Annotated in this window: 23 protein-coding genes; 14 read left to right on the plus strand and 9 right to left on the minus strand. The window is 49.9% G+C overall.

The window, feature by feature from the left end; all coding sequences use genetic code 11:
* Positions 1-6: 6 nt before the first annotated feature.
* The gene (gene flgA / locus ATL17_RS03350; protein ID WP_133571353.1) at positions 7-963 is read left to right on the plus strand and encodes a flagellar basal body P-ring formation chaperone FlgA; all 957 of its coding nucleotides are present in this window, start codon (positions 7-9) and stop codon (positions 961-963) included.
* Positions 964-974: 11 nt separating this feature from the next.
* Positions 975-1,709, plus strand: coding sequence for a flagellar basal body L-ring protein FlgH (gene flgH, locus ATL17_RS03355; protein ID WP_133571354.1), 735 nt, complete (start codon positions 975-977; stop codon positions 1,707-1,709).
* Positions 1,710-1,816: 107 nt separating this feature from the next.
* Here flgH and ATL17_RS03360 read toward each other — a convergent pair whose 3' ends face one another.
* Positions 1,817-2,761: a DMT family transporter gene (locus ATL17_RS03360; RefSeq protein ID WP_166638876.1), complete on the minus strand. Its 945-nt coding sequence runs from the start codon at positions 2,759-2,761 to the stop codon at positions 1,817-1,819.
* A gap of 70 nt (positions 2,762-2,831) precedes the next feature.
* Between ATL17_RS03360 and ATL17_RS03365 the strand changes: the two genes are divergently transcribed.
* Complete coding sequence (locus tag ATL17_RS03365) at positions 2,832-3,332, plus strand: MarR family winged helix-turn-helix transcriptional regulator (protein ID WP_133571356.1); 501 nt, start codon at positions 2,832-2,834, stop codon at positions 3,330-3,332.
* A gap of 118 nt (positions 3,333-3,450) precedes the next feature.
* On the opposite strand, the gene ATL17_RS03370 is transcribed toward ATL17_RS03365, so the two are convergent.
* The 4 genes from ATL17_RS03370 to ATL17_RS03385 all read right to left on the minus strand — a co-directional run bounded on the left by ATL17_RS03370 (position 3,451) and on the right by ATL17_RS03385 (position 6,025).
* On the minus strand, positions 3,451-3,738 hold the full coding sequence (locus ATL17_RS03370; RefSeq protein WP_133571357.1) for a sll1863 family stress response protein: 288 nt from the start codon (positions 3,736-3,738) through the stop codon (positions 3,451-3,453).
* Between the two features lie 126 nt (positions 3,739-3,864).
* Positions 3,865-4,875 carry a hypothetical protein gene (locus ATL17_RS03375; RefSeq protein WP_133571358.1) on the minus strand — a complete coding sequence of 337 codons (1,011 nt, stop codon included), beginning with the start codon at positions 4,873-4,875 and terminating at the stop codon, positions 3,865-3,867.
* A gap of 139 nt (positions 4,876-5,014) precedes the next feature.
* Positions 5,015-5,431, minus strand: coding sequence for an RNA polymerase-binding protein DksA (gene dksA, locus ATL17_RS03380; protein ID WP_133572178.1), 417 nt, complete (start codon positions 5,429-5,431; stop codon positions 5,015-5,017).
* A gap of 183 nt (positions 5,432-5,614) precedes the next feature.
* Positions 5,615-6,025: a flagellar assembly protein FliX gene (locus tag ATL17_RS03385; protein WP_133571359.1), complete on the minus strand. Its 411-nt coding sequence runs from the start codon at positions 6,023-6,025 to the stop codon at positions 5,615-5,617.
* Between the two features lie 249 nt (positions 6,026-6,274).
* Here ATL17_RS03385 and ATL17_RS03390 point away from each other — a divergent pair, with 249 nt between their 5' ends.
* From ATL17_RS03390 to flaF, 11 genes are all read left to right on the plus strand, one after another.
* The gene (locus ATL17_RS03390) at positions 6,275-7,393 is read left to right on the plus strand and encodes a flagellar basal body P-ring protein FlgI (RefSeq protein WP_208111104.1); all 1,119 of its coding nucleotides are present in this window, start codon (positions 6,275-6,277) and stop codon (positions 7,391-7,393) included.
* Entirely contained in the window at positions 7,393-7,740 is a 348-nt protein-coding gene (locus ATL17_RS03395; RefSeq protein WP_133571360.1) for a rod-binding protein, read from the plus strand. The genes ATL17_RS03390 and ATL17_RS03395 overlap by 1 nt, the downstream gene beginning before the upstream one ends.
* Positions 7,737-8,225, plus strand: coding sequence for a hypothetical protein (locus ATL17_RS03400; protein WP_133571361.1), 489 nt, complete (start codon positions 7,737-7,739; stop codon positions 8,223-8,225). Before ATL17_RS03395 ends, ATL17_RS03400 begins: the two co-directional genes overlap by 4 nt.
* 106 nt (positions 8,226-8,331) lie before the next feature.
* On the plus strand, positions 8,332-8,691 hold the full coding sequence (locus ATL17_RS03405) for a hypothetical protein (protein WP_133571362.1): 360 nt from the start codon (positions 8,332-8,334) through the stop codon (positions 8,689-8,691).
* 208 nt (positions 8,692-8,899) lie between these two features.
* Positions 8,900-10,006 carry a flagellin N-terminal helical domain-containing protein gene (locus ATL17_RS03410; protein ID WP_208111105.1) on the plus strand — a complete coding sequence of 369 codons (1,107 nt, stop codon included), beginning with the start codon at positions 8,900-8,902 and terminating at the stop codon, positions 10,004-10,006.
* Between the two features lie 145 nt (positions 10,007-10,151).
* Positions 10,152-11,258: a flagellin N-terminal helical domain-containing protein gene (locus ATL17_RS03415; RefSeq protein WP_133571364.1), complete on the plus strand. Its 1,107-nt coding sequence runs from the start codon at positions 10,152-10,154 to the stop codon at positions 11,256-11,258.
* 176 nt (positions 11,259-11,434) lie between these two features.
* Positions 11,435-12,631, plus strand: coding sequence for a flagellin N-terminal helical domain-containing protein (locus ATL17_RS03420; protein WP_133571365.1), 1,197 nt, complete (start codon positions 11,435-11,437; stop codon positions 12,629-12,631).
* Positions 12,632-12,818: 187 nt separating this feature from the next.
* Positions 12,819-13,931, plus strand: coding sequence for a flagellin N-terminal helical domain-containing protein (locus tag ATL17_RS03425; RefSeq protein WP_133571366.1), 1,113 nt, complete (start codon positions 12,819-12,821; stop codon positions 13,929-13,931).
* A gap of 244 nt (positions 13,932-14,175) precedes the next feature.
* Positions 14,176-15,285, plus strand: coding sequence for a flagellin (locus ATL17_RS03430; RefSeq protein WP_133571367.1), 1,110 nt, complete (start codon positions 14,176-14,178; stop codon positions 15,283-15,285).
* 42 nt (positions 15,286-15,327) lie between these two features.
* Positions 15,328-15,756 carry a flagellar biosynthesis repressor FlbT gene (gene flbT, locus ATL17_RS03435; RefSeq protein ID WP_133571368.1) on the plus strand — a complete coding sequence of 143 codons (429 nt, stop codon included), beginning with the start codon at positions 15,328-15,330 and terminating at the stop codon, positions 15,754-15,756.
* Positions 15,704-16,111, plus strand: a complete 408-nt coding sequence (gene flaF / locus ATL17_RS03440; RefSeq protein ID WP_133571369.1) for a flagellar biosynthesis regulator FlaF — start codon at positions 15,704-15,706, stop codon at positions 16,109-16,111. Before flbT ends, flaF begins: the two co-directional genes overlap by 53 nt.
* Before the next feature lie 10 nt (positions 16,112-16,121).
* Here flaF and ATL17_RS03445 read toward each other — a convergent pair whose 3' ends face one another.
* The 4 genes from ATL17_RS03445 to ATL17_RS03460 form a co-directional block, all read right to left on the minus strand.
* Positions 16,122-16,493: a hypothetical protein gene (locus ATL17_RS03445; protein WP_133571370.1), complete on the minus strand. Its 372-nt coding sequence runs from the start codon at positions 16,491-16,493 to the stop codon at positions 16,122-16,124.
* Between the two features lie 110 nt (positions 16,494-16,603).
* A complete protein-coding gene (locus ATL17_RS03450) occupies positions 16,604-18,103 on the minus strand; it encodes a flagellin N-terminal helical domain-containing protein (protein WP_133571371.1) in 1,500 nt (499 codons plus the stop codon).
* A gap of 12 nt (positions 18,104-18,115) precedes the next feature.
* Positions 18,116-19,969, minus strand: a complete 1,854-nt coding sequence (flgK, locus tag ATL17_RS03455; protein WP_133571372.1) for a flagellar hook-associated protein FlgK — start codon at positions 19,967-19,969, stop codon at positions 18,116-18,118.
* A 58-nt stretch (positions 19,970-20,027) separates the two neighbouring features.
* Positions 20,028-21,401 (minus strand): flagellar hook protein FlgE, encoded by a 1,374-nt coding sequence (locus ATL17_RS03460; RefSeq protein ID WP_133571373.1) that lies wholly within the window; start codon positions 21,399-21,401, stop codon positions 20,028-20,030.
* Between the last annotated feature and the right edge of the window lie 100 nt (positions 21,402-21,501).

The raw sequence follows: 21,501 nt of genomic DNA on the forward strand, positions 1-21,501 counted from the left end.
GAGATCATGTTCAAATCTCTTAGCAAATCTGTTCTGGCCCTCACCGCCGCACTTATGGCGCAAAGCGCATTGGCCATGCCAGTGCTTAAACCTTCTGTGTTGGTGGATACAAAAGTGGTCACCGTGGGCGACATGTTCAACAATGCTGGTGTGCATGCTGAAACACCTTTGTTCCGCAGCCCCGCGCCCGGCACGGTTGGCGCTGTGCCCCTCACCTCCATTCACTTGGCCGCGCAGCGGGCAGGCTTTGCCAATTACGACACTGCAGGTCTTTCCCAAGTTCGGGTTGAACGCGCAGGCGTTAAAGTTGACGCGGGCTACATCAACCAGCTCGTCAATGAAGAATTGATGGCGCGTGAATTACTTCTGGAAGGTGAAACAGCTCAAGTTCGGTTGAATGCAGCGCTCAACACCATCTTTGCAGACAGCGCATCCGACAATCCTGTGATGGTGCTGGACTTTGAAGTTGGTCCAAACACCCGCACATTCGCCGCCCGCTTGGCCTTGGCTGGTCACAGCCAGCCGCTGCAATTGAATGGCCGGATCGACATCATGGTCGAAGCACCCTTCTTGACCCAAACCAAGGGCAAAGGCGAAATCTTGCAGTTGAGCGACATTGAAATGCGCCCAGCTTCTGAACAATTGGTGCGCTCACAAGGCGTTCTGCACATTGAAGAACTGGTGGGCAAAAGCCTAACCCGCGCCCTGCGCGGCGGCAGCCCGCTTCGTGTCGCTGATGTGACCGAGCCAGATCTAATTAGCCGCAACGAACTTGTGACCCTTTATTTCCAAAAAGGCGCACTCACCCTCACTGTGAAGGCAAAGGCCATGCAATCTGCAGCCCTTAACGAGCCTGTCACCGTTCTCAATCTGATGTCCAATAAGCCAATTCAGGGCATCGTCACTGGCGCCGGCGCTGTGACCATTTCAAATGGTCCCGCCAAAGTCGCGACAGTTAACTAGGAGCAACCAAAATGAAACTGCTTCAAATCATCACTTTGATCGCACTTGGCGCATCACTCACCGCATGTACAACGGCCAATCGAATTGCAAATATCGGCAAGGCACCATCATTGACTGCCATTGAAAACCCGCAGGCAAAAGCAGGCTATAAGCCAGTGTCTATGCCTATGCCAGAACCTGAAAAAGTGGCCTACCAGCCAAACTCATTGTTCATCTCTGGCAAGCGCGGCTTTTTCAAAGATCAACGCGCCAGCAAAGTGGGCGATATCCTTACTGTGGACGTTACCATCGCGGACAAAGCCCAAATCGCCAACAAAACATCTCGCTCACGCACCAGCACAAATGATGCAGGCGCAGGCGGAGTGGTTGGCTCCATCTTCAACTCAGTGGTGCCAGACGTTTCTGCCAATGGCGCAATCGAGTTGAGCTCTGGCTCTGCTGACACAGGCGACGGCTCTGTAAACCGTTCTGAAACTTTGGACACATCTGTGGCCGCGGTGGTGGTGCAGGTTTTGCCAAACGGCAACTTGGTCATCGAAGGTCGGCAGGAAGTTCGGGTGAATTTCGAAGTCCGCGACTTGATCATCGCTGGCGTGGTTCGCCCAGAAGATATCGGTGCCAACAACACCATTCCTTCCGAGAAAATTGCACAGGCCCGCATCTCATATGGCGGCCGCGGACAAATCACCGATGTGCAGCAGCCACGCTATGGCCAGCAATTTATGGACGCCATTCTCCCCTTCTAAGGCACCATAAAATCGGCTGATCGCTTCCCCAATTTGCGGTCAGCCCTTCCCCAAAGGGCGCGACTTTCCCCAATTTGGTCGCGCCCTTTTTGTTTTTAACGCTTGGCTTATTTCTTGCCAAAATTGGCGGCATTGAAAATCACCACACCTGCGATCACTGCCGCGCCCCCAAGCAAAACCAAAAGCGTCAGTTGCTCTTGCAGGAAAGTCGCTGCCAACAGCGCACCAACCAGGGCAATCACCGGACCAATTTGACTCAGATAAACCGGACCGCCGCGTTTTTGCAGCACAAAGTAAAAGCCAAAGCCCGCCGCAAAGCACAAAATCTGCGCCCCCATCACCAAATATCCAGCGCTGGACACATCCGCCGCCGACCATGAACCCGTCACAAAAGCAAACCCATAGCTATAAAGTCCGGCCGTGATCAGCATCCATGGCGCCAACAATAAGGGCGCAACGCCAGTTGGCCAAAAGCGCGACCGGAAAATATTGCCGAATGCCAAGAACACGGGGCCAAACAGGCTTATCGCGATCCACAATGGCGCAATACTCGTGTCGGTCAATTTGCCCAAAGCCAGCAAAATTCCGCCAGTCAGGGCCATGCCGACACCTAAAATCTTGCCAAGCGAAAAGCGATCATCCCCAATCGCAACCGCAATGAAGAAGGTGAGTACTGGCGCAAAAGCTGTGGCAAAGGCGATAAAGCCCGCGCCCACATGCCGGACAGCAAAGAAAAACATCAGGTTTGGCACCACAAAAAACAGGCCAGAGATAAAATTATAACGCCAATCCGACAGGTCAAATTGCGCCCATTGCCCCAAAGATCTTGTAATAATCAACAACAGCAAACCACCACCCAGCGCGGTATGTGCGAGATAAATTGATGGTGTCCATCCCGTATTGATTGCCACTTTGCCCAACACAGCAGTAAGCCCCATAAAAAAGCCAACAATCAGCAAAAGCACCAGCATGCCGAGGTCGAACTGCTGCCAAAACGTCACCTTTGGGGACGAGTTAAGATTGGCGGTTGGATTTTGCGACAGGTTAGCCATACTCATATTCCGTTTGAATTCAAATTTATCTTACCATAAAGTATCTTGATATTAAGATAAAGGCTTAAATATGGATCGCGCTGCTCACGCTGCTAAACAATGGCAAAAAGAACGCCCAGAACTTGACACCATTCCCATGGAAACCCTTGGGCGCATTGCCGAATTGGCGCTGCGCGCGCAACGTGATCACATTGATCCCCTGTTCGCAAAATTTGGATTGCAACCTGGCGAATTTGACGTTTTGGCCACACTAAGACGCGCCGGCGCCCCACACGCCCTCTCGCCCACCGCCCTTTATGAGGCCACAATGGTCTCCTCCGGCGGCATGACCAATCGTATCGATAAGTTAGAAAAAGCGGAACTTATCGAACGTCGCCCCAATCCCAATGACCGGCGCTCAAATCTTGTAGCCCTCACGGCCAAAGGCAAATCCTTGATTGATGAGATTGTCCCCAAACATATCGACAATGAAGCCCGCCTGCTGGCAAGCCTCTCCTCTGAAGAAGTCTCCCAACTCAATGCCCTGACCCAAAAAATGCTCGGCCATATCGTAAATCTTGAAAAATCATAGAAACACAGACTACGAAACCGTGGATACGGCGAAGCAAACAAACGCAAATATGCCATAACAAAAATGGCGTGCACATTGTGCACGCCGTGTTCAAATGGATAGTTCAAGCAATCTTATTTTAGTTAAATCGCGCTTTCGCCCGTTCAAATGCGTTGGAAATATTATCCCACGCTTGGTCGAAACCGCCTTTCATATCTTGCCAAGCATCGTCGCTCGCATCGCGCAACTCATCCAATTTGGACTGAGCGTCATCGCGCTTGGCGCACATTTGGTCCAATTCTTTTTCCTGCTCGATCTTGCGATCTGCATCTGCTTCATCCAGCTCAGCCTTCTTTTTGCGGATTTCCGCATCCCATTGATCAAGCTTCGCTTTTGCTTTCTGGATATAATGATCTTTTTCAGACATGTGAGCCTCTGTTCGTTGCGCGCTTCAACTTGGCACAGCGCCAAACTGCAAACGCGATTTCACAACAGATCAACGCAAAAGGGCGTCATTCAGTTCCGCACATCGTTTCGAGAAATGGAATTTTGGCTATTTCAAAAAATGCCGTTTTTGCGACAGCTCAGCCAACAAAGGATCAATATGATCGCCAAAATCATCCGCCCGCATTGATCGAATTTGCTTGAGCACGCCCATGGCATGATCCGCGGTAAACCGCTCCAAAAAGCTTTTAGCTTCCGGGTCATGGTGCCACAAATTAGAAAGGCGGCGGTTGATATATTCTTCCACCATATATTGCTGGCGCTGGATCGATTGACCGAAAGTGCCGAGGTTCCACGCCATCTTCAAAGCGAAAATATCCACCCCTGCCCGATTGGCGCCAGACAGGCCAAAACGCTGCATATATTGCCGCGATTTAATCTCAAATCGCTCGGGCGCATAATCAGCAGTTACATCCTGCCAGCCCCGCATTTTCAATTGCGCCACAAGGCCAGATGGTGTCGTCCGCTCCCGGAACTTCATGCCGAACCGGCCAGAATCGGCCAAAATCTTCAACACGAGATCAGAGCAGGAAAGCCACTCTTTGATCTGCTTAGCATTTTGATTGTCTTTTGGCCCACGGCCAAAGCCAACAAAACGGCGCAAGCTATATTTAGATTCAATATAGCGCCAAGCACTCATCATGCTTTCCGCACCAAAAAATGTATCTGGCGAGCGCAAATCCGGACAGCGCAACACCATAAAGTCGCGATAACGCTTTTTGCTGTCGTAGCAAAGGTCAATCACCGGCACAAAGCGTACGCCACCAGGGTGGAGCATATCGGTGTAATAGCCCTTCACCGCGCGGGGATAGGCTTCAACTGCCGTCAGCTCTGAACCAACCAGCGCACAATGGGTGAATTTCCGGGAAGATTTGAACGCATCAAAATCAAATGCATGCTGAAAAGTAACGTTCACGCGACTTTTCGGGCCGCGTGAGCGATAAAAAACCACATCATATGGTTGAGAAATGGGCCAGCTTTCTGGCGATATGGCTTGAGGTTGCGTCACAGCCGCCATCGGCTGCTGCCCCTCCACCTTTCGCCCAGCATGTGCTGTCATAGCGCCAACCCTCAATTACCACGCTCAACTCAATATCTTTGTGCCAACTCAAAACTGCCGTCAACACGTCAGATAAGACACTTATCTAGTTTGTCCTATCTTTTATATATAAGTCAAATCAAGCGATTAAAAGACACGCTTAATCGTCGCGGTAAACTTTTTCGCGCCGTTCATGCTTTTCTTGCGCTTCAAGCGACAAGGTTGCAATTGGCCGTGCGTCCAACCGGGCCAAGCCAATCGGCTCCCCAGTCTCTTCGCAATAGCCATAAGAACCATCATCAACCCGCTTCAGCGCAGCATCAATTTTAGAGATCAATTTGCGCTGACGGTCCCGCGTCCGCAATTCAAGCGCCCGATCGCTTTCTGAAGATGCACGGTCAGCAATATCAGGATGGTTTTGGCTTTCTTCCTGCAAGGCGTCCAATGTTTCCTTGCTCTCGCGCAAAATATCATTTTTCCACGCCAACAGCTTGCGGCGAAAATAGGCCAACTGTTTTGGATTCATGAACTCTTCGTCCTCGCTCGGACGATAGTTGTCAAATTCCTGCGCTTCCATATCTGGTGCAGTAATTTCGCGTTCCAAGTCCATAGACATTGAGTCTTACTCCCTCAACTAATGTGGGCCATATATAGTCGCCAATGGCCTAGGCGGCAAGCCGCTAATTGCATAGCCCTCTAGTCAATTATGATGACGGTAAGATGACGCGGACTTATCCACAAATTTGAAGGAATTTCGGCATTAGAGCCGATCAAGTTTGGCCAGTTCTACTTGAACACGCAGTTCAATGTCGTCGATCACCTCTTGCAAGGCAGGATCATCAACATTGGGCGCATTTTTCAGCATCTTGAGCATATTGTTGAGCCGCGCCTCACTTACACGCCCCACCAACAGGTCAGTTTTAAGGCGCTCCAACCCGTCTAAAAGCTGGTGCCCGCGCTTAATGCTCTTCTTTTTGGCCAGCACTGGATCTTCAACACTTTGCAATGCCAGCAGCGCATCAACACTGCCCACATCTTCAACAGTCGCATGGTGACGCACTTGCTGCGTGGTGTTGTCATCACTCACGGCAAATTTTTGCCCAGCAGGTTGCCCTTTAGCGGCCTTTTTCGGCGCAGTGCGGCTGGTTCTGTTGGTGTCTGTAATGCGCATTTAAAAACCTAAAACAATCCAGTCGGCAATTTCTGCCCAACCTTTACCATCCAAATCAGATGATGGGCACTATTTACCTACAAAATCTATCATTTTCCAGCACAAAACAAAAGAACCCACACGCCCGATCTAATTTTATTCAATTAAATCATAAATTTAGCCCAACACATCCGAAGTTGGCACAGATTTCGCATTTATGTTGGCAGACCGTGCCCGATTGGGGAATGGGGCCGGACAGAAATGGGGAAAATGATGAAAGCAATTTTTGCAATCGCGACAAAATGGGGAACAATCGGGCTAGCGCTACTTTTGCTCTGCGCGCCAACCCAAGCCGCTCGCATTAAAGATATTGTCAATATTGAAGGCGTGCGCGAAAACCAATTGGTTGGCTATGGCCTAGTTGTTGGCCTCAATGGCACGGGCGATGGGCTCAACAATGCGCCCTTCACCCGCCAAAGCCTGACTGCCATGCTGGAGCGCATGGGTGTCAACACCCGCGGCACCAATATGCGCACGGCGAACGTTGCCGCCGTTATGGTCACCGCCAACCTACCAGCCTTCTCCACCCAAGGTTCACGCCTAGACGTTTCGGTTTCCGCCTTGGGCGATGCCAAAAGCCTACAAGGCGGCACATTGCTGGTCACCCCATTGATGGGCGCTGATGGCGAAGTTTACGCCATTGCACAAGGCCCCATCGCGATCAACGGCTTCCAAGCCGAAGGCGATGGCGCAACTGTTATTTCCGGTGTCCCCACTACCGGACGGATTTCTGATGGCGCATTGATCGAACGTGAAGTTGATTTTGATCTTGGCGCCCGCCGCGCAGTGCGCCTAGCTTTGCGCAATCCAGATTTCACAACGGCTCGTCGTATTGCCCTCGCCATCAACAATTTGATTGGCATGCCAACAGCCGTACCGCTAGACAACGCCACAGTAAACCTCACACTGCCCCGTGGCTTTAATGGCAATATTGTCGATCTGATCACTGATATTGAGCAATTGGTCATTACCCCGGACCTGCCTGCCAAAATTGTGATTGATGAAAATTCCGGCATTGTGGTGATGGGGCGCAATGTACGCGTTTCAACTGTGGCCATCGCGCAATCAAACCTCACCGTCACCATCACCGAAGACCCACAAGTAGATCAGCCAAACCCACTCACCAACGGCCAAACCGTAGTGGTGCCGCGCACTGAAATTCAGGTCGATCAAGTAGACAGCAGTCTCGCCACATTGAATGAAACGGTCACCTTGCAAGAACTCGTTGATGGTCTGAATGCGCTGGGCATTTCACCACGGGATTTGATCTCGATCTTGCAAGCCATCAAAGCCGCTGGCGCTCTGCAAGCTGAAATTGAGGTGATCTAATGTCGAACGTTTATTACCCAGTTCAAAAACCACACAACATGACCGACGCCCAATTCGCGTCTTTGAAAGAAAAGTCTGTTGAACTAGAAGGCGTGTTTCTCAACACGCTGATGAGTGAAATGACCAAAGCCTCCGACACAGAAGACATGTTTGGCGGCGGCTATGCCGAAGAAACATGGCGCGGCATGCTTGGCGAAGAATATGCGAAAAACATGGCCGGCAATGGCGGCATTGGTCTCGCAGACGATATTTTGCGCGATCTTATTCTCTCACAACAATCAATCAACTTGCCGCAACCAGCGGCCCAGCCGAACCCGGCCTTAGTAGCAGGAGCGTATCAACAATGACCCCACATCAGTTAAGAGCACAAACATTGGCCAAAAATCCTGCAATGCCTTTGCCCGGCACGCCGGAAGAAGTTTGTGCGGATGCGCATGAAACGCTGACAAAGCTCGTGGACATCATGAATAATGAGACCACATTGCTGCGTGCAGGCCGTCTATTGGAGGCCAGCGAGCTGGCTGCTCCTAAGGCTGAGCTTGCACAAAAATATGTCGGCCTTGCCCGCGCCATTCAACACAATGCCAAATTGTTGAAAGAAACCGCGCCGCATTTGCTGATGGAATTGCAAAAGCACCAAACAGCCCTCGCCACCCAGATGGCAGAAAATATGCGCGTGCTGGCCACGGCAAAAACTTTGTCTGAAGAGATCATCGGCGATGTCGCTGCACAACTCGGCCAAGCGCAAAAGCCAAAAACCTATGGCGGCAATGGTGCGCACGGGCAGAAGGCGCAGAGTTTACAAGGCGTCTCTATTAACAAGACAAGTTAGTTCAAATTATATTTAAATAACATCATTCCAAATTACTTATACGCAATCTCTCTTCTCCATGATGCAATGAGGCAAGAAATGCCGAGAATTTTCATGGAGAAGAGCCGTGACCGTCAGAATAGAATCTGCCGCCGGTTTTCAAGGCGGCGCAGCCCTTAGTGGCAACGCACGCCCTCAACAGGATTATAAGTCGCAGGATGCGGCGAGTACTAAAGCGCAGGTTGGCAGCGAACAAGCAGCGCCACCTTCGAACCCGCAACGCGTTAATCCAGTTGCCGACGACGGGCTGCCAGACATCCCAAAACTAGTGGGACCAGCAGCACCAGCAAGTTTATTATTTGAAGCCTCTCTCGCTGCGAACGCGGAAGAGGGTGAGCCAGGACATATTGATTTTCCACGGATGATCAATCGCCGTTGGGTCCCCTCACCTGATCTGCTGCGCGCATTGGAGACGATTAAAGGCTAAGTGTTTGTAAAATCGCTGTTAACCATGCCAATTAAACAGCGGTTTACCATAGGAATTCCTCAGGCTGCCCGATTAAGGTTTAGTTCACTTGATCGGTGGTTTATGGGGATATCGCGGGAAGTGGCGGTCAAAGAAATGACTTAAACTTTTCATTTGAAACGCGGGCCAGGAAGGCCCGTTTGTAAGCCAGAATGGAGTATTTAGTATCATGGCTATTCAACTATCAGCTGCAGTACGTCAGAACCTCACCGCCCTTCAAGGCACTGCTGATCTTCTCAGCAAAACACAGAACCGCCTTTCAACTGGTTTGAAAGTTAACTCTGCGTTGGACAATCCAGGTTCTTTCTTCACAGCACAATCTTTGAACTCACGCGCTTCTGACCTTTCATCTTTGTTGGATGACCAAGGCCAGGCTGTTCAAACTTTGAAAGCTGCTGACGAAGGTATTCAAGCGATCACCAAGCTCGCAGAAGCGGCAAAGGCGAAAGCAAACCAAGCATTGCAGTCATCTTCAACAGCTGACCGTCGTAAGTTTGCTGGCGAATATAACGAACTTCTCAACCAGATCGAAACACTTGCTAAAGACTCTGGCTACTCAGGCAAAAACCTGTTGGCAGGTACAGGCAACGACGTTTCAGTGGTCTTCAACGAAGATGGCACATCTAAGTTGGACATCTCTGCGGTTGATTACACAGACACATCAGCAGCTCTTGGCCTTTCTGACTTGACCGTTGGCACAAGCGGCACTTTGAGCATTGCAGAATCTGACCTAGAAGGTGGCGACGAAGCAGGCGACACACTCACAGTAACTGTTGGTGGTTCATCTGTTGGTTCAATCGACTATGGTGCAGGCACCACTTCTGAAGAAGTTATCACTGCTTTGAATGCTATCGACGGCATCACAGCATCAACAGATGGTACAACCATCTCGATCACTTCTGAAAACGGTGACATCGTTATCGACGACACTGACACAACTGCTGACCTTGCAACACAAACAGGTTCAGGATTTGTTGCTGGCTCATTCGATAGTGACACTTCAATCAATGCCACTTTGGATTCATTGACATCTGCTTTGGGCACATTGCGGTCACAAGCTTCAACATTCGGTACAAACTTGACAGTTGTTGAAAACCGTCAAGACTTTACCAAGTCAATGATCAACACACTTTCTGAAGGTGCGGGCAAACTGACTTTGGCCGATACCAACGAAGAAGGCGCGAACTTGTTGGCGTTGCAAACACGTCAAACATTGGCATCTACTTCATTGTCTTTCGCTTCACAAGCAGACCAAAACGTATTGCGTTTGCTGTAAGAAGATCAGACAAATCCTTTTCGGAAAGACGGGCTTCGGCCCGTCTTTTTTTATGCTTTTTTTCTCATTAATCGTTCATTAGGCATATTCGTTCATTTTCGAGGTGTTCCAGGAAGGAACTTGAGTACCTAGAAAAGGAAGTAATATGAGTATCCAACTCTCTTCAGCTGTTCGGCAAAACCTTTTGTCGTTGCAAAACACAGCTGACCTTATGTCAAAAACCCAAAACCGTCTTGCAACTGGCCTTAAAGTCAACTCTGCGCTCGACAATCCGGGTTCATTCTTCACTGCTTCTTCGTTGAACAACCGTGCTGGCGATTTGACCAATCTTTTGGACGATATGGGCCAGTCCGTTCAAACACTTAAAGCAGCTGATGAAGGCATTCAATCGATCACGAAACTTGTGGAAGCTGCGAAAGGTAAAGCCAACCAAGCTTTGCAATCCTCTTCAACTGCCGATCGTCGCAAATTTGCTACTGAGTACAATGAGCTTTTGACCCAGATCGAAGACTTGGCGAAAGATGCCGGCTATTCTGGCAAAAACCTTTTGGCAGGCACCGGCAACGACTTGTCGGTAATCTTCAATGAAGACGGCACCTCATCTTTGAGTGTTTCTGCTGTTGACTACACTGACACTTCAGGCGCACTAGGGCTTTCAGACCTTACTATCGGCACAAGCGGCACATTGAGCATTGCTGAATCCGACCTTGAAGGTGGTGACGAAGCAGGCGACACACTCACAGTAACTGTTGGTGGTTCATCTGTTGGTTCAATCGACTATGGCGCTGGCACAACTTCTGAAGACGTGATCACAGCTTTGAACGCAATTGATGGTGTTACCGCCTCCACCGACGGGACCACAATTTCGATCACATCCGAAAATGGTGACATTGTCATTGACGACACCGACACAACAGCTGACCTAGCCACCCAAACTGGTTCGGGCTATGTTGCCGGTTCATTCGACAGCGACACCTCAATCAACGACTCTTTGACAGCGTTGAATACTGCCTTGAACACATTGCGGTCTCAGGCGTCTACATTCGGTACAAACCTGACTGTGGTCGAAAACCGTCAAAACTTCACAACTCGTTTGGTCAACACTTTGGAAGAAGGTGCAGGCAAATTAACATTGGCTGACACCAACGAAGAAGGCGCGAACTTGCTGGCGTTGCAAACACGTCAACAGCTCTCCTCTACGTCACTTTCTTTCGCCTCTCAGGCAGATCAGAACGTGTTGCGTTTGTTCTAAGGATAAAGAATTTAGTATTGCGTACTTTATCGCAATGGGCGGTGTGCGGATCATGCACCGCCCATTTTTTATTATTATATAGTCACTTACCCTTTTCATTAACCGCTCATTAACCGCCTGAAACATAATGTAACCGCGTCCAGAATGGACATTTCGGGGGATAATCAGAAGATTATATGAGTAACATCCAGCTTTCCTCGGCGGTTCGGCAAAATCTATTGTCGCTACAATCTACCGCTGACATGATGTCAAAAACGCAAAATCGCCTCGCCACCGGCTTGAAGGTGAATTCGGCGTTGGACAATCCAAGCTCTTTTTTCACCGCATCGGCGCTTAACAATAGATCCAATGACCTTGGTGGCCTTTTGGATGATATGGGTCAATCCATCCAGACCCTAAAAGCAGCAGATGAAGGCATTAAGTCTATCACCAAGCTTGTGGAGGCGGCTAAAGGCAAAGCCAATCAGGCCTTACAATCGTCAAGCACAGCTGATCGCTCAAAATTTGCCACAGAATATAACGAACTGCTCGGCCAGATTGAACAACTCGCCAAAGACGCGGGCTACAATGGCAAGAATTTGCTCGCAGGCACCGGCAACGATTTGGACGTTGTGTTCAATGAGGACGGCAGGAGCAAGCTTGATATTAGCGCTGTGAACTATACAGATGTAGCATCAAGTCTCGGGCTTGTTGAGCAAGTTGACGGTCCAACGACACCAAGCGTGCCGGGATCTGTCACAATTTCGGCCGCAGATCTTCACGCAGCAGCAACTGGATTCACTGGCAACGACATATATATAACTGACGACGCATACACAACTGACGTCACCCCTTATCCTGGGCTGGATCTCAATGCCGGTGCAAGTGCGAATGATACCGCCAGCAATGTCGAAACAGAAATCAATTCCGCTGGTATCGCAGGGCTCTCAGCGTCCTTCGATTCTGGAAGTGGCCAGCTGACAATCTCATTTGAAGACCACGACATTCGCGTGCTTTCGAGAGTTAGTGGTGGCCCACCCTCGCCATATGGATTTGACGAGACGTCCTCAAACTACGCACCAAGCGTTGCTGGCTCGACCATGTTTGAGACAGACGAGATCATTAATGCTGAACTGGACAAGCTCAATACCGCACTGAACACATTGCGCTCACAAGCATCGACTTTCGGCACAAATTTGACCGTTGTTGAAAACCGTCAGAATTTCACAAAGTCCTTGATCAACACTTTGCAAGAAGGTGCGGGCAAACTCACACTTGCGGACACCAATGAAGAGGGTGCGAACTTACTCGCATTGCAAACGCGCCAACAATTGTCTTCAACATCCCTCTCCTTCGCCTCTCAGGCAGACCAGAACGTGCTTCGACTATTCTAATAAGTTGAAAAATATAGAAGATTTATTAGGCGAGCCTCGGCTCGCCTTTTTTATTGCCTGAACTATTTTTCGCATTTTGCAACAAAATCCGCATTTTGCACGGCCAGTTAAACTTCGATTAACCATGTTCCGGCATGATCATAAGTGCCCCAGAATCGGGCCTTAGAAACCATGAAGGAATAGAACTTTGACTATGATCCACTTGTCCGCTGCAGTGCGGCAAAACCTACTTTCACTGCAAGGCACAGCAGACTTGATGTCGAAAACGCAAAACCGTTTGGCAACAGGTCTTAAAGTTAACTCTGCGCTGGATAACCCAAACTCATTCTTTACCGCATCTGCATTGAACAACCGCGCTTCTGATCTAAGTGGGCTGTTGGATGATATGGGCCAGGGCGTTCAAACCCTTAAGGCAGCTGATGATGGCATTCAAGCCATCACAAAACTTGTTGAAGCAGCTAAAGGTAAAGCCAACCAAGCGCTGCAATCCAACAAGATTGAAGATCGCCGCCGCTTCGCCCAAGAATATAACGACCTTCTGACCCAGATCGAAGACTTGGCGAAAGATGCTGGTTATAAGGGCAAAAACTTGCTTGCGGGTGCCGGCAACGATTTGTCTGTTATCTTCAACGAAGACGGCACTTCCTCCATCACCATTGATGCTGTTGATTACACAGATACTTCAGGCGCACTTGGCCTTGCGGACCTCACCGTAGGTACCAGCGGCACGTTGAGCATTGCCGAATCAGATCTTGAAGGTGGCGACGAAGCAGGTGATACATTGACTGTAACAGTTGGTGGTTCAAATGTTGCAACAATCGATTATGGTGCTGGCACAACTGCTGAAGATGTCATCACTGCTCTTAATGCGATTGACGGCGTGGAAGCATCCACGGACGGCACAACAATTTCAATTACATCCGCAGCCGGCGACATCGTAATTGACGATACCGATACAACAGCTGACCTAGCTACACAAACTGGCTCTGGTTACGTTGAAGGCACCTTCGACACCGACACGTCAATCAGTGCATCACTAGACACATTGAGCACTGCATTATCAACATTGCGCTCACAAGCATCCACATTCGGTACCAACCTCACCGTGGTTGAAAACCGTCAGAACTTCACAAAGCGTTTGATCAACACTTTGGAAGAAGGTGCAGGCAAGCTCACCCTTGCTGACACCAATGAGGAAGGCGCGAACTTGCTGGCGTTGCAGACACGTCAACAATTGGCATCAACCTCGCTCTCCTTCGCCTCGCAGGCGGACCAAGCGGTGCTGCGTCTGTTCGGTTAAGACGCAACATAAATCAGCTCATCGAGCTATTTCTTCAAAGAAGGCGTCGAATTTTTCGGCGCCTTTTTTATTTATCCATCACGAATAGGCAATTTTTGCCGCGCAAACTGTGGAAAATCGCACCAACCGACCCAATTTGAACCATTCTGTTAATATGCGTTAACCTTTCGGTAAGGTTAACAATTCATTGTCATCAAGAATCGTGGCAAGACTCTATTAACAACTCCAGGAAGGATGGTTCGCGATGAAAGATATCACCCTATCACAGTCCGTACGGCAGAACCTTTTGTCGCTACAGCGCACAGCGGATCTAATGGGCCGCACCCAGAATCGCTTGGCTACTGGCCTTAAGGTCAATTCAGCGCTCGATAATCCGAACTCATTCTTTACATCTCAGGGTCTAAACAGCCGCGCTACAGATTTGGGTAGCCTGCTCGATTCCATGGGCCAAGGCGTACAAACCTTGAAGGCTGCTGATACGGGTATCACCAACATCGTGAATTTGGTTGAAGCTGCAAAGGCAAAAGCCAACCAAGCCAACCAAACCAATAAAATTGAAGACCGTCGCGTTTTCGCCAATGAATATAATAGCTTGCTGCAACAAATCGAAGATTTGGCACGCGATGCTGGCTATAATGGCAAAAACCTTCTTGCAGGCCCTGGCAATGATTTGGCCGTTGTCTTTAATGAAGACAGCACCTCAAAGCTGATCATCGAAGCTATCGATCTGACAGACACAACAACCTTTTTGGGCCTAAGCGATCTCACCACCGGCACCTCCTCCACCGGCACGGTCACAGAGGCAAACCTTATCGCTGGCCGCGAGGCGGGTGACACTTTGACCCTGACCATTGGTTCAGAAACCTACACCATTGAATATGAAGCCACCACCACGGCGGCAGACATCATCAATGCCTTGGACGCTATTCCCGATGTGACAGCCTCTTCCGATGGCACAACAGTCACCATCACCACAGCAGGCGGCAACTTCACGCTGGACGATACGAACACAACAAGTGACATGGCCACCGTAACCGGCACAGGCTATGTGCAAGGCTCTTTTGATACTGAATCTTTGGTCAATGCCGTGTTGAACGACATCACGGAGTCTCTGAATTTGCTGCGTGATCAGGCGTCAACCTTCGGCACCAATTTGACCGTAGTGGAAAACCGCACCAATTTTACCAAACAAATGATTTCCACTTTGGCCACTGGTGCGGATATGCTGACTTTGGCCGATACCAATGAAGAAGGCGCGAACCTATTGGCGTTGCAGACCCGTCAGCAATTGTCCTCCACCGCCCTTTCAATGGCATCGCAGGCAGATCAGAACGTTTTAAGACTCTTCCAGTAAGATCAAACTTAAAGCGTTCCGCGTAACCTTTAAGAGGACGAGATGGCCCTAAAAGTTGAATTGAAGCCGAAAGAGCGGCTTATTGTCGGCGATTGTGTGATCACCAATTCGGATCAGCGCACACGGCTATATGTCTCAGGCAGATCCCCGATTCTGCGCGAAAAGGACATTATGAGGGTGGAGGAAGCCTCCTCCCCGGCAAAACGCGTCTATTTTGCTGTGCAATTAATGTATCTTGATGATGACGTTGATAAAGTTCAGGACGAATATTTCATTCTTGTCAATGACTTAGTAAAAGCAGCTCCATCAATGACTGCAATTGTTGATGAGATTAATAATGAGATATTAACTGGTTCGCTTTATAAAGCCTTGAAGAAAGCCAAAAAACTGATCGAATACGAACGGGAGCTGATCGGCGATGCAACAACAGGCGGCTTTGGCGTACCAACAGACAGCCAAGAAAACAGCTAGTCCACGCGAACTGGAAGCCTCATTGCTTTCCAAGTCGGCTGCACAATTGCAGCGTATTCGTGATGATTGGGACAATAAAAAGCCAGAGTTAGACGGTGCGCTGACCTATAACCGCAAATTGTGGACAGTGTTCATGACTTCGGTGACCAGCGATGAGAACCCTTTGCCAACATTGATCAAGCAAAATGTTGCCAATTTGGGCATCTTCGTGATGAACCACACCATGTCGACTTTGGCTAATCCCGAGGCGCGCAAACTTGATGTGCTGATCAACATCAACAAAGAATTGGCTGCTGGCCTGCGCACTCAACAAAATCAGGATGAAGCCCCTAAAGGCACTCATCCCGCTCTGTAATTCACTTCACTTATTCTTTTGTGCGCCGCCACATCATCAAATAGGCGGCGCCAAAGCCAATTTCCGCTAAATTGGCAAACCAAATCCCAATTCCAGCATATCCACGGGCAAATTCATAAATGCCCATACCGGCCATCAACAACATCATGCTGCCAAAGCTGATGGAAATGATGCCCTGTACAGGCTTATCCTCAATATTCCGCGTCAAAAATGACACGAGGCCTAATCCAAAAAACAACACGCCTGCACGTTTCGCCAAGAAATCCCCAATTGCGTGAGGTTCCAAGGCAAAAAGCCAATAAATCAATGGGGGATAAAAGATCATCAGGGCGCTTAAGGTGAAAAACAACAGCGCCGCTGCAATGGAAATCTTTTTAAACATAGGTCAAACTCAACTTTGCTCAATTTTTTGAAGCAAAGCCGAGTTTGGCCACCCTTGCAAATCCAATTTAACTTTGCGGTCACAATGCCGCAGCGGTCAAAATTATGCCGCTAGCTCATATAGTTGACCATGCTCAACCGATTGAGAATGGAAGCTGTTTGATAGCTGGCTTCCATCCGCGTTTTCAGTTGCATGATTTGCATGGCAACTTCTTCCATGGAAACAGTTTCAATTTCTGCCAGCATATTTTCCAATGCAGCCTTTTGCTGCCCATGCCGCTCTGAAATGCGATGCGCTGTGGTCTTGGCCAAACCAAGCTCCATTTGCACCACTTCGATAGACCCTTGCTCTGAATTGTGGGTTTCCGCCAAACGCTCGCGCACCGCGCCATTCATGGCTTCATAGCGCTCGGTTGCCTTCGGATCAGATGGTGAAAAGCCTTCAGCAGCAAACACAGCGAGAGACTGCATCAATTTGGCAAAGCCATTCTCATTGGCCTGCACCCCATAATTGACGCGAGTATTCTCATCCACGCGCGCCTGAGAAGTTAAGCGCGGATTTGTTGCGCTTTCACCTTGATACCAGATCACGGTGTCCGCATCGGTGGCGGGCACCAGTGCTGTGGCGCTGTCATATGGTGGGCCATCAACGCGCATCGGTGCATCGCCATTGGCGTTGAAAAAGCTGTCTGCTGCTGCAAAAGAAGATGCCGCAGTCAGTTTGGTTTCAGCAAAATGCCCCAACCGCTCATTCAAAGCCGCCTGCATATTTGCGGCCGTATCCGCAATGCTACCGCCAATCTGAAACTCATCCGGGCTTTGCGGCGTGCCTGCAACAGCTTTCAGTTCAAGCGTAAAACTGGTGCCATCGGGCAAGTCCAAGCCAATCATAATGCGTTCATTATCAGCAGGTTGGCTTGTGAACTCGATTGTAGCACTTGGCGGCGCACCTGTCGGTCCAGTCAGTGTTGTTGAACCACCATCGGAAGAAAGACTATCTAGCTTAAAGCCAAAGGGATGCGTGCCATCTTCAGCGATGGTAACAGTTGTGCCAACAACCCCATTGGTCAACCGACCTAGACCGGAAGCGCCCAAATCAGCCTCACGACGTTGCGCCATGATCGTGCGGAAACCATCCTTGCCATCCGCGCCATTCATCAAAGCGTCAAAGCTTGCAACCGGATCATTCTCAGTTGCGTTGCCCGCCAATAGATGCCGGCCATTCAAGTCAGAATTTAGTAGGTCGATCACCTCTTTCATCCTGTTTTCTGCCAAATATTGCGCGGCAGTCATGTTCACACCATTGATCTCAAACGATCCTTGCTGTGCGGATGAACGGGTTTCGTCCTCAATCTGATCAATACGTGAAATCACATCGTCCAAAAAGTTGAGCCGAATATCTACATTGTCCAAATTGTGCTGATAAGTTTGCAACGCACTTGTGCGGGCCCGGAGGGTCATGTCCACAACCCGGTCAGCGCCCAGGTCAGACAATGTTTGCGCCCGTTCGCCAGTGGCCAATTGCTGGTTCAGCACATCCAACTGATTGCGCATATCAGAGATGGCGCGATAGCTGAATTTTGCGGGAAATAGCGAGTTATTTACGATCATATCTCAATCCCCTTAAAACGCCTGCATCAGACGGTCGAGCAGTTCTTGCGCAATGGTCATCACCCGAGCATTGGCCGCATAAGCATTTTGCAGTTCCAAAAGCTTGCCCATTTCTTTGTCAATATCCACGCCATAGGCATCTTCCGCCCGCATTTCCAAAGTCTGGATAAGCTTGCCCTGATGGTTGTGCGCCTGCTTTGTGGTGGCAATGTCATTGCCCTGATAATTGAGCGCTTGCCGCACAATCTCTTCCACATTGCCATTCAAGCGGAATGCACCCTGCCCTTGCGCCGCACTTTCAGCGCGGAAGGTCATGGAGTTAAGCCGATCAACCAAATAGTTGGGCCTATCAGCATCGCCAATTGGCGTCAGTGGAGATGTGGAATGTTGCACCAACAGGCTATTATCAGCCACCACATCTTGGTTGACCATCATGCGCAGCGCAAAGCCGCGTTTCTGAGGCGAGCCATCCAAAGAATTGGTGAAAGCACCTGTGTTGTCCATAAATAGCGACATGCCCAAGCCGCCATCTTGCGTGCCTGTGGCCGTGGTTTGCACCACCATGGAATGAATGTCTGAATTGTTTGGCGCGCCATCATCCATAATGCGCAACACATCGCCGGACGGGTTGGACACGGTTACATCAGGCCCCAGCGCCGCGTTCAAAGCGGTTGCCACCGCGCCAATACCACCCGAGAAATCAAGACCAATGGTGCGCACGCCGCTCTCGTCCGTGCTGTCCATCGGCAGTTTGCTCGGGTCGTCCACACGCACCACGCGCACAGTTTCGGGCGTGCCACCAACTTCATATTTCACAGTGAAGCTGTTGCCCGGCAACATCGCGCCAAGATCAGCCTCAAAACCATCTGCACCACCGGCTGCAACCGCCGTGCCATCTGTGTCGATTGTGGACATGGCTTGCGCCAAGCCAGCAGCAATCTCATCCAATTGATCTTGCGCCGTCACCAAGCGGTTATCGCGCAAATCCAACAAAGACGAAATGCGACCAGAGGTCAGCAAATCATGGGCAACAACATCAATTTCCAAATTGGCAGGCGTCACCAATTTCAACGAACCTACGCCATTCAAAGCGGGGTCCGGGTCATATAGCGAGGTCGGTGATAGGCTACCGGCATTCTCGAATTTGAAAGTGGAGTGCTTCTCGCCATCCAACAATCCGACGCCAGTTTTGGTCATCACATTGATGGTGCCATTGTCATTATATTGCACATTAATGTCGATCAGCTCGCTCACCTGCGCCAACAGGCGATCACGATCATCCATAATGCTCAAACGTGTGTCGTCAATTTTGGTCGTGTCCATCAACTCTTGGTTGATCTTAGACAACAATTCCAAATTCTGGTTGAGGTCCGACACATGTGTGAAAATCTGGCTTTCTGCCTCCTGCCGCATGCCCTGCACAGATCGAGAAAGAAAATTCAGAGATTCCGCCATGGTTTGCGCCCGGTCCACCACATCGGCGCGGGTCACAAAATCTTCCGGGCTGGTCGCTAATTCCTGCAGCGCGCCCTTAAAATTCGCAAGTTGGGTATCAAGGGAATTGATATCGCCGGGCTTGCCCAAAAGCAGCTCAAGCCGCCCCAAAAACTCGGCACGCACATCCAGCGCGCCCATGCGGCTGGTCTCGCGCTGGGTTTGCGTTTCAAGCGCCTGCACATAGGCCCGTTGAATTTGCGCCACCCGCACATTGGAGCTGGTGCCGCGGAAATTATCAATCAGCGCAACGCTTTGTCGGTGATAGCCAGGCGTTCCCGAATTGGCAACGTTTCGCGACACAATGTCCAGACTACGCTGGTTTACATTCAATCCCGATAAAGCATTACTCAATGTTACAGAAAGGCCCATAGGTCACCCTTTAGCGCATCAATTTAAAATGGGCGGCGGTTAAACCGCCCCAGCTCAATTATCTCACCATGTTCAATGCTTCTTGCAGCATCTCATCCGAGCTGGTCACAATCCGTGTACCCGCCGAATAGGCTTGCTGCGTCACAATCAATTTGGTGAATTCTTCAGAAATATCGGTGTTCGACTGTTCCAGCGCAGCGCCGGTCACATTGCCATCAATATCCAAGATTGGCGTACCGGATTCTGAGGTCGCTGAATAAAGCCCGCCATCATAGCGCTTCAACTCGTTCGGCGCGTTAAAGCTGGCTGTCACCACTTGGGCTAATTCCACCTTTTTACCGTTGGAATAGTTGGCAACAATCCGGCCTTCCCGGTTCACTTCAACCGACACAAATTCACCAGCCGGATAACCATTTTGCGACAGCTTGGTCACTTCGGTCGTGCCGTTTGGATCAGCAAATTGTGTCACGCCGTTGCTGCCATGCTGCAAAGTCACGTCACCAATATTGATGCCATCAATGGTAAGACCTGTCAGGTTCACAGATGAAATTGTTGGTGACAACGAACCGTTGGTGCCGAACACATAATCTGTGCCCACATTCTGCCATTGCGGGTCGGTGCCAGTGGCATCCGCGTCAGACTGATAGAACAAGTTCCAAGTGTCTTGGCCACCATTGGCAAATGAATCTGTTTTCGCCCAGCGCAACTGCACGTTCGCTGGCGCACCGTTTTCCGCATAAACGGTGATCGCACCACCCGCAATCGAGTCTGCTAGGAATTTGTCGCTTTCGTTGGCCGTTACAAAGCCACCGCCGCCCGTGGTCGGATCATCGGTATAATCAGCAGAGTCCAAAAGTTCAGAGTTCGCGTTTACAGGGTCATAACCCGCATTCTTAGGCAATTGCGGCAGGTTCAACTGATAATTAAACACCGCAGTCCGCTGCGCAGGCAAAAAGGCGTTATCGAGCTGAATAACTTCTGGCACAGACCCGGCCACGTTCCCCGTCACGCTGTCAATCGGCAGCCCCTTAAGGAAGGCGTTTGAACCATTGACCAGATACCCCTCTTTATCTACGTCAAAGTCGCCACGGCGCGTGTAAAAATCTGTGCCGCCAAACACCGCATTGCCGTCATTGGTGCCGATTTTTTGCTCAACCACAAAAAAGCCATCGCCATTGATCGCCATATAGGTGTTCCGGCCCGCAGTGGTCACATCACCCTGCAAATCGTTTGTTGCCCGCGACAGCGCCATCACCGCGCCAGCAACCTGGCGGCTAACTGGTGCATCGGGGATCAAATCAACAAAGTCGGTTTCAATCCGTTTATAAGCCGTGGTTTGCGAGTTGGCGATATTGCCCGAGATATGCTCCAACGCAAAAGACTGAGCTTGTAGCCCGGTTACTGCAGTGGATAGCGCCCCATAGATACCCATTTATTTCTCCTTACTGTCGATGCGGACATCGAAATCCACCTGAAGCAATGCAAAAGGGATGCCAATTTTTAAACCATTGATTTTATTGATATTTACAATT

Origin of the sequence: Maritalea mobilis (genome assembly GCF_004363175.1) — a bacterium.
GTDB lineage: Bacteria > Pseudomonadota > Alphaproteobacteria > Rhizobiales > Devosiaceae > Maritalea > Maritalea mobilis.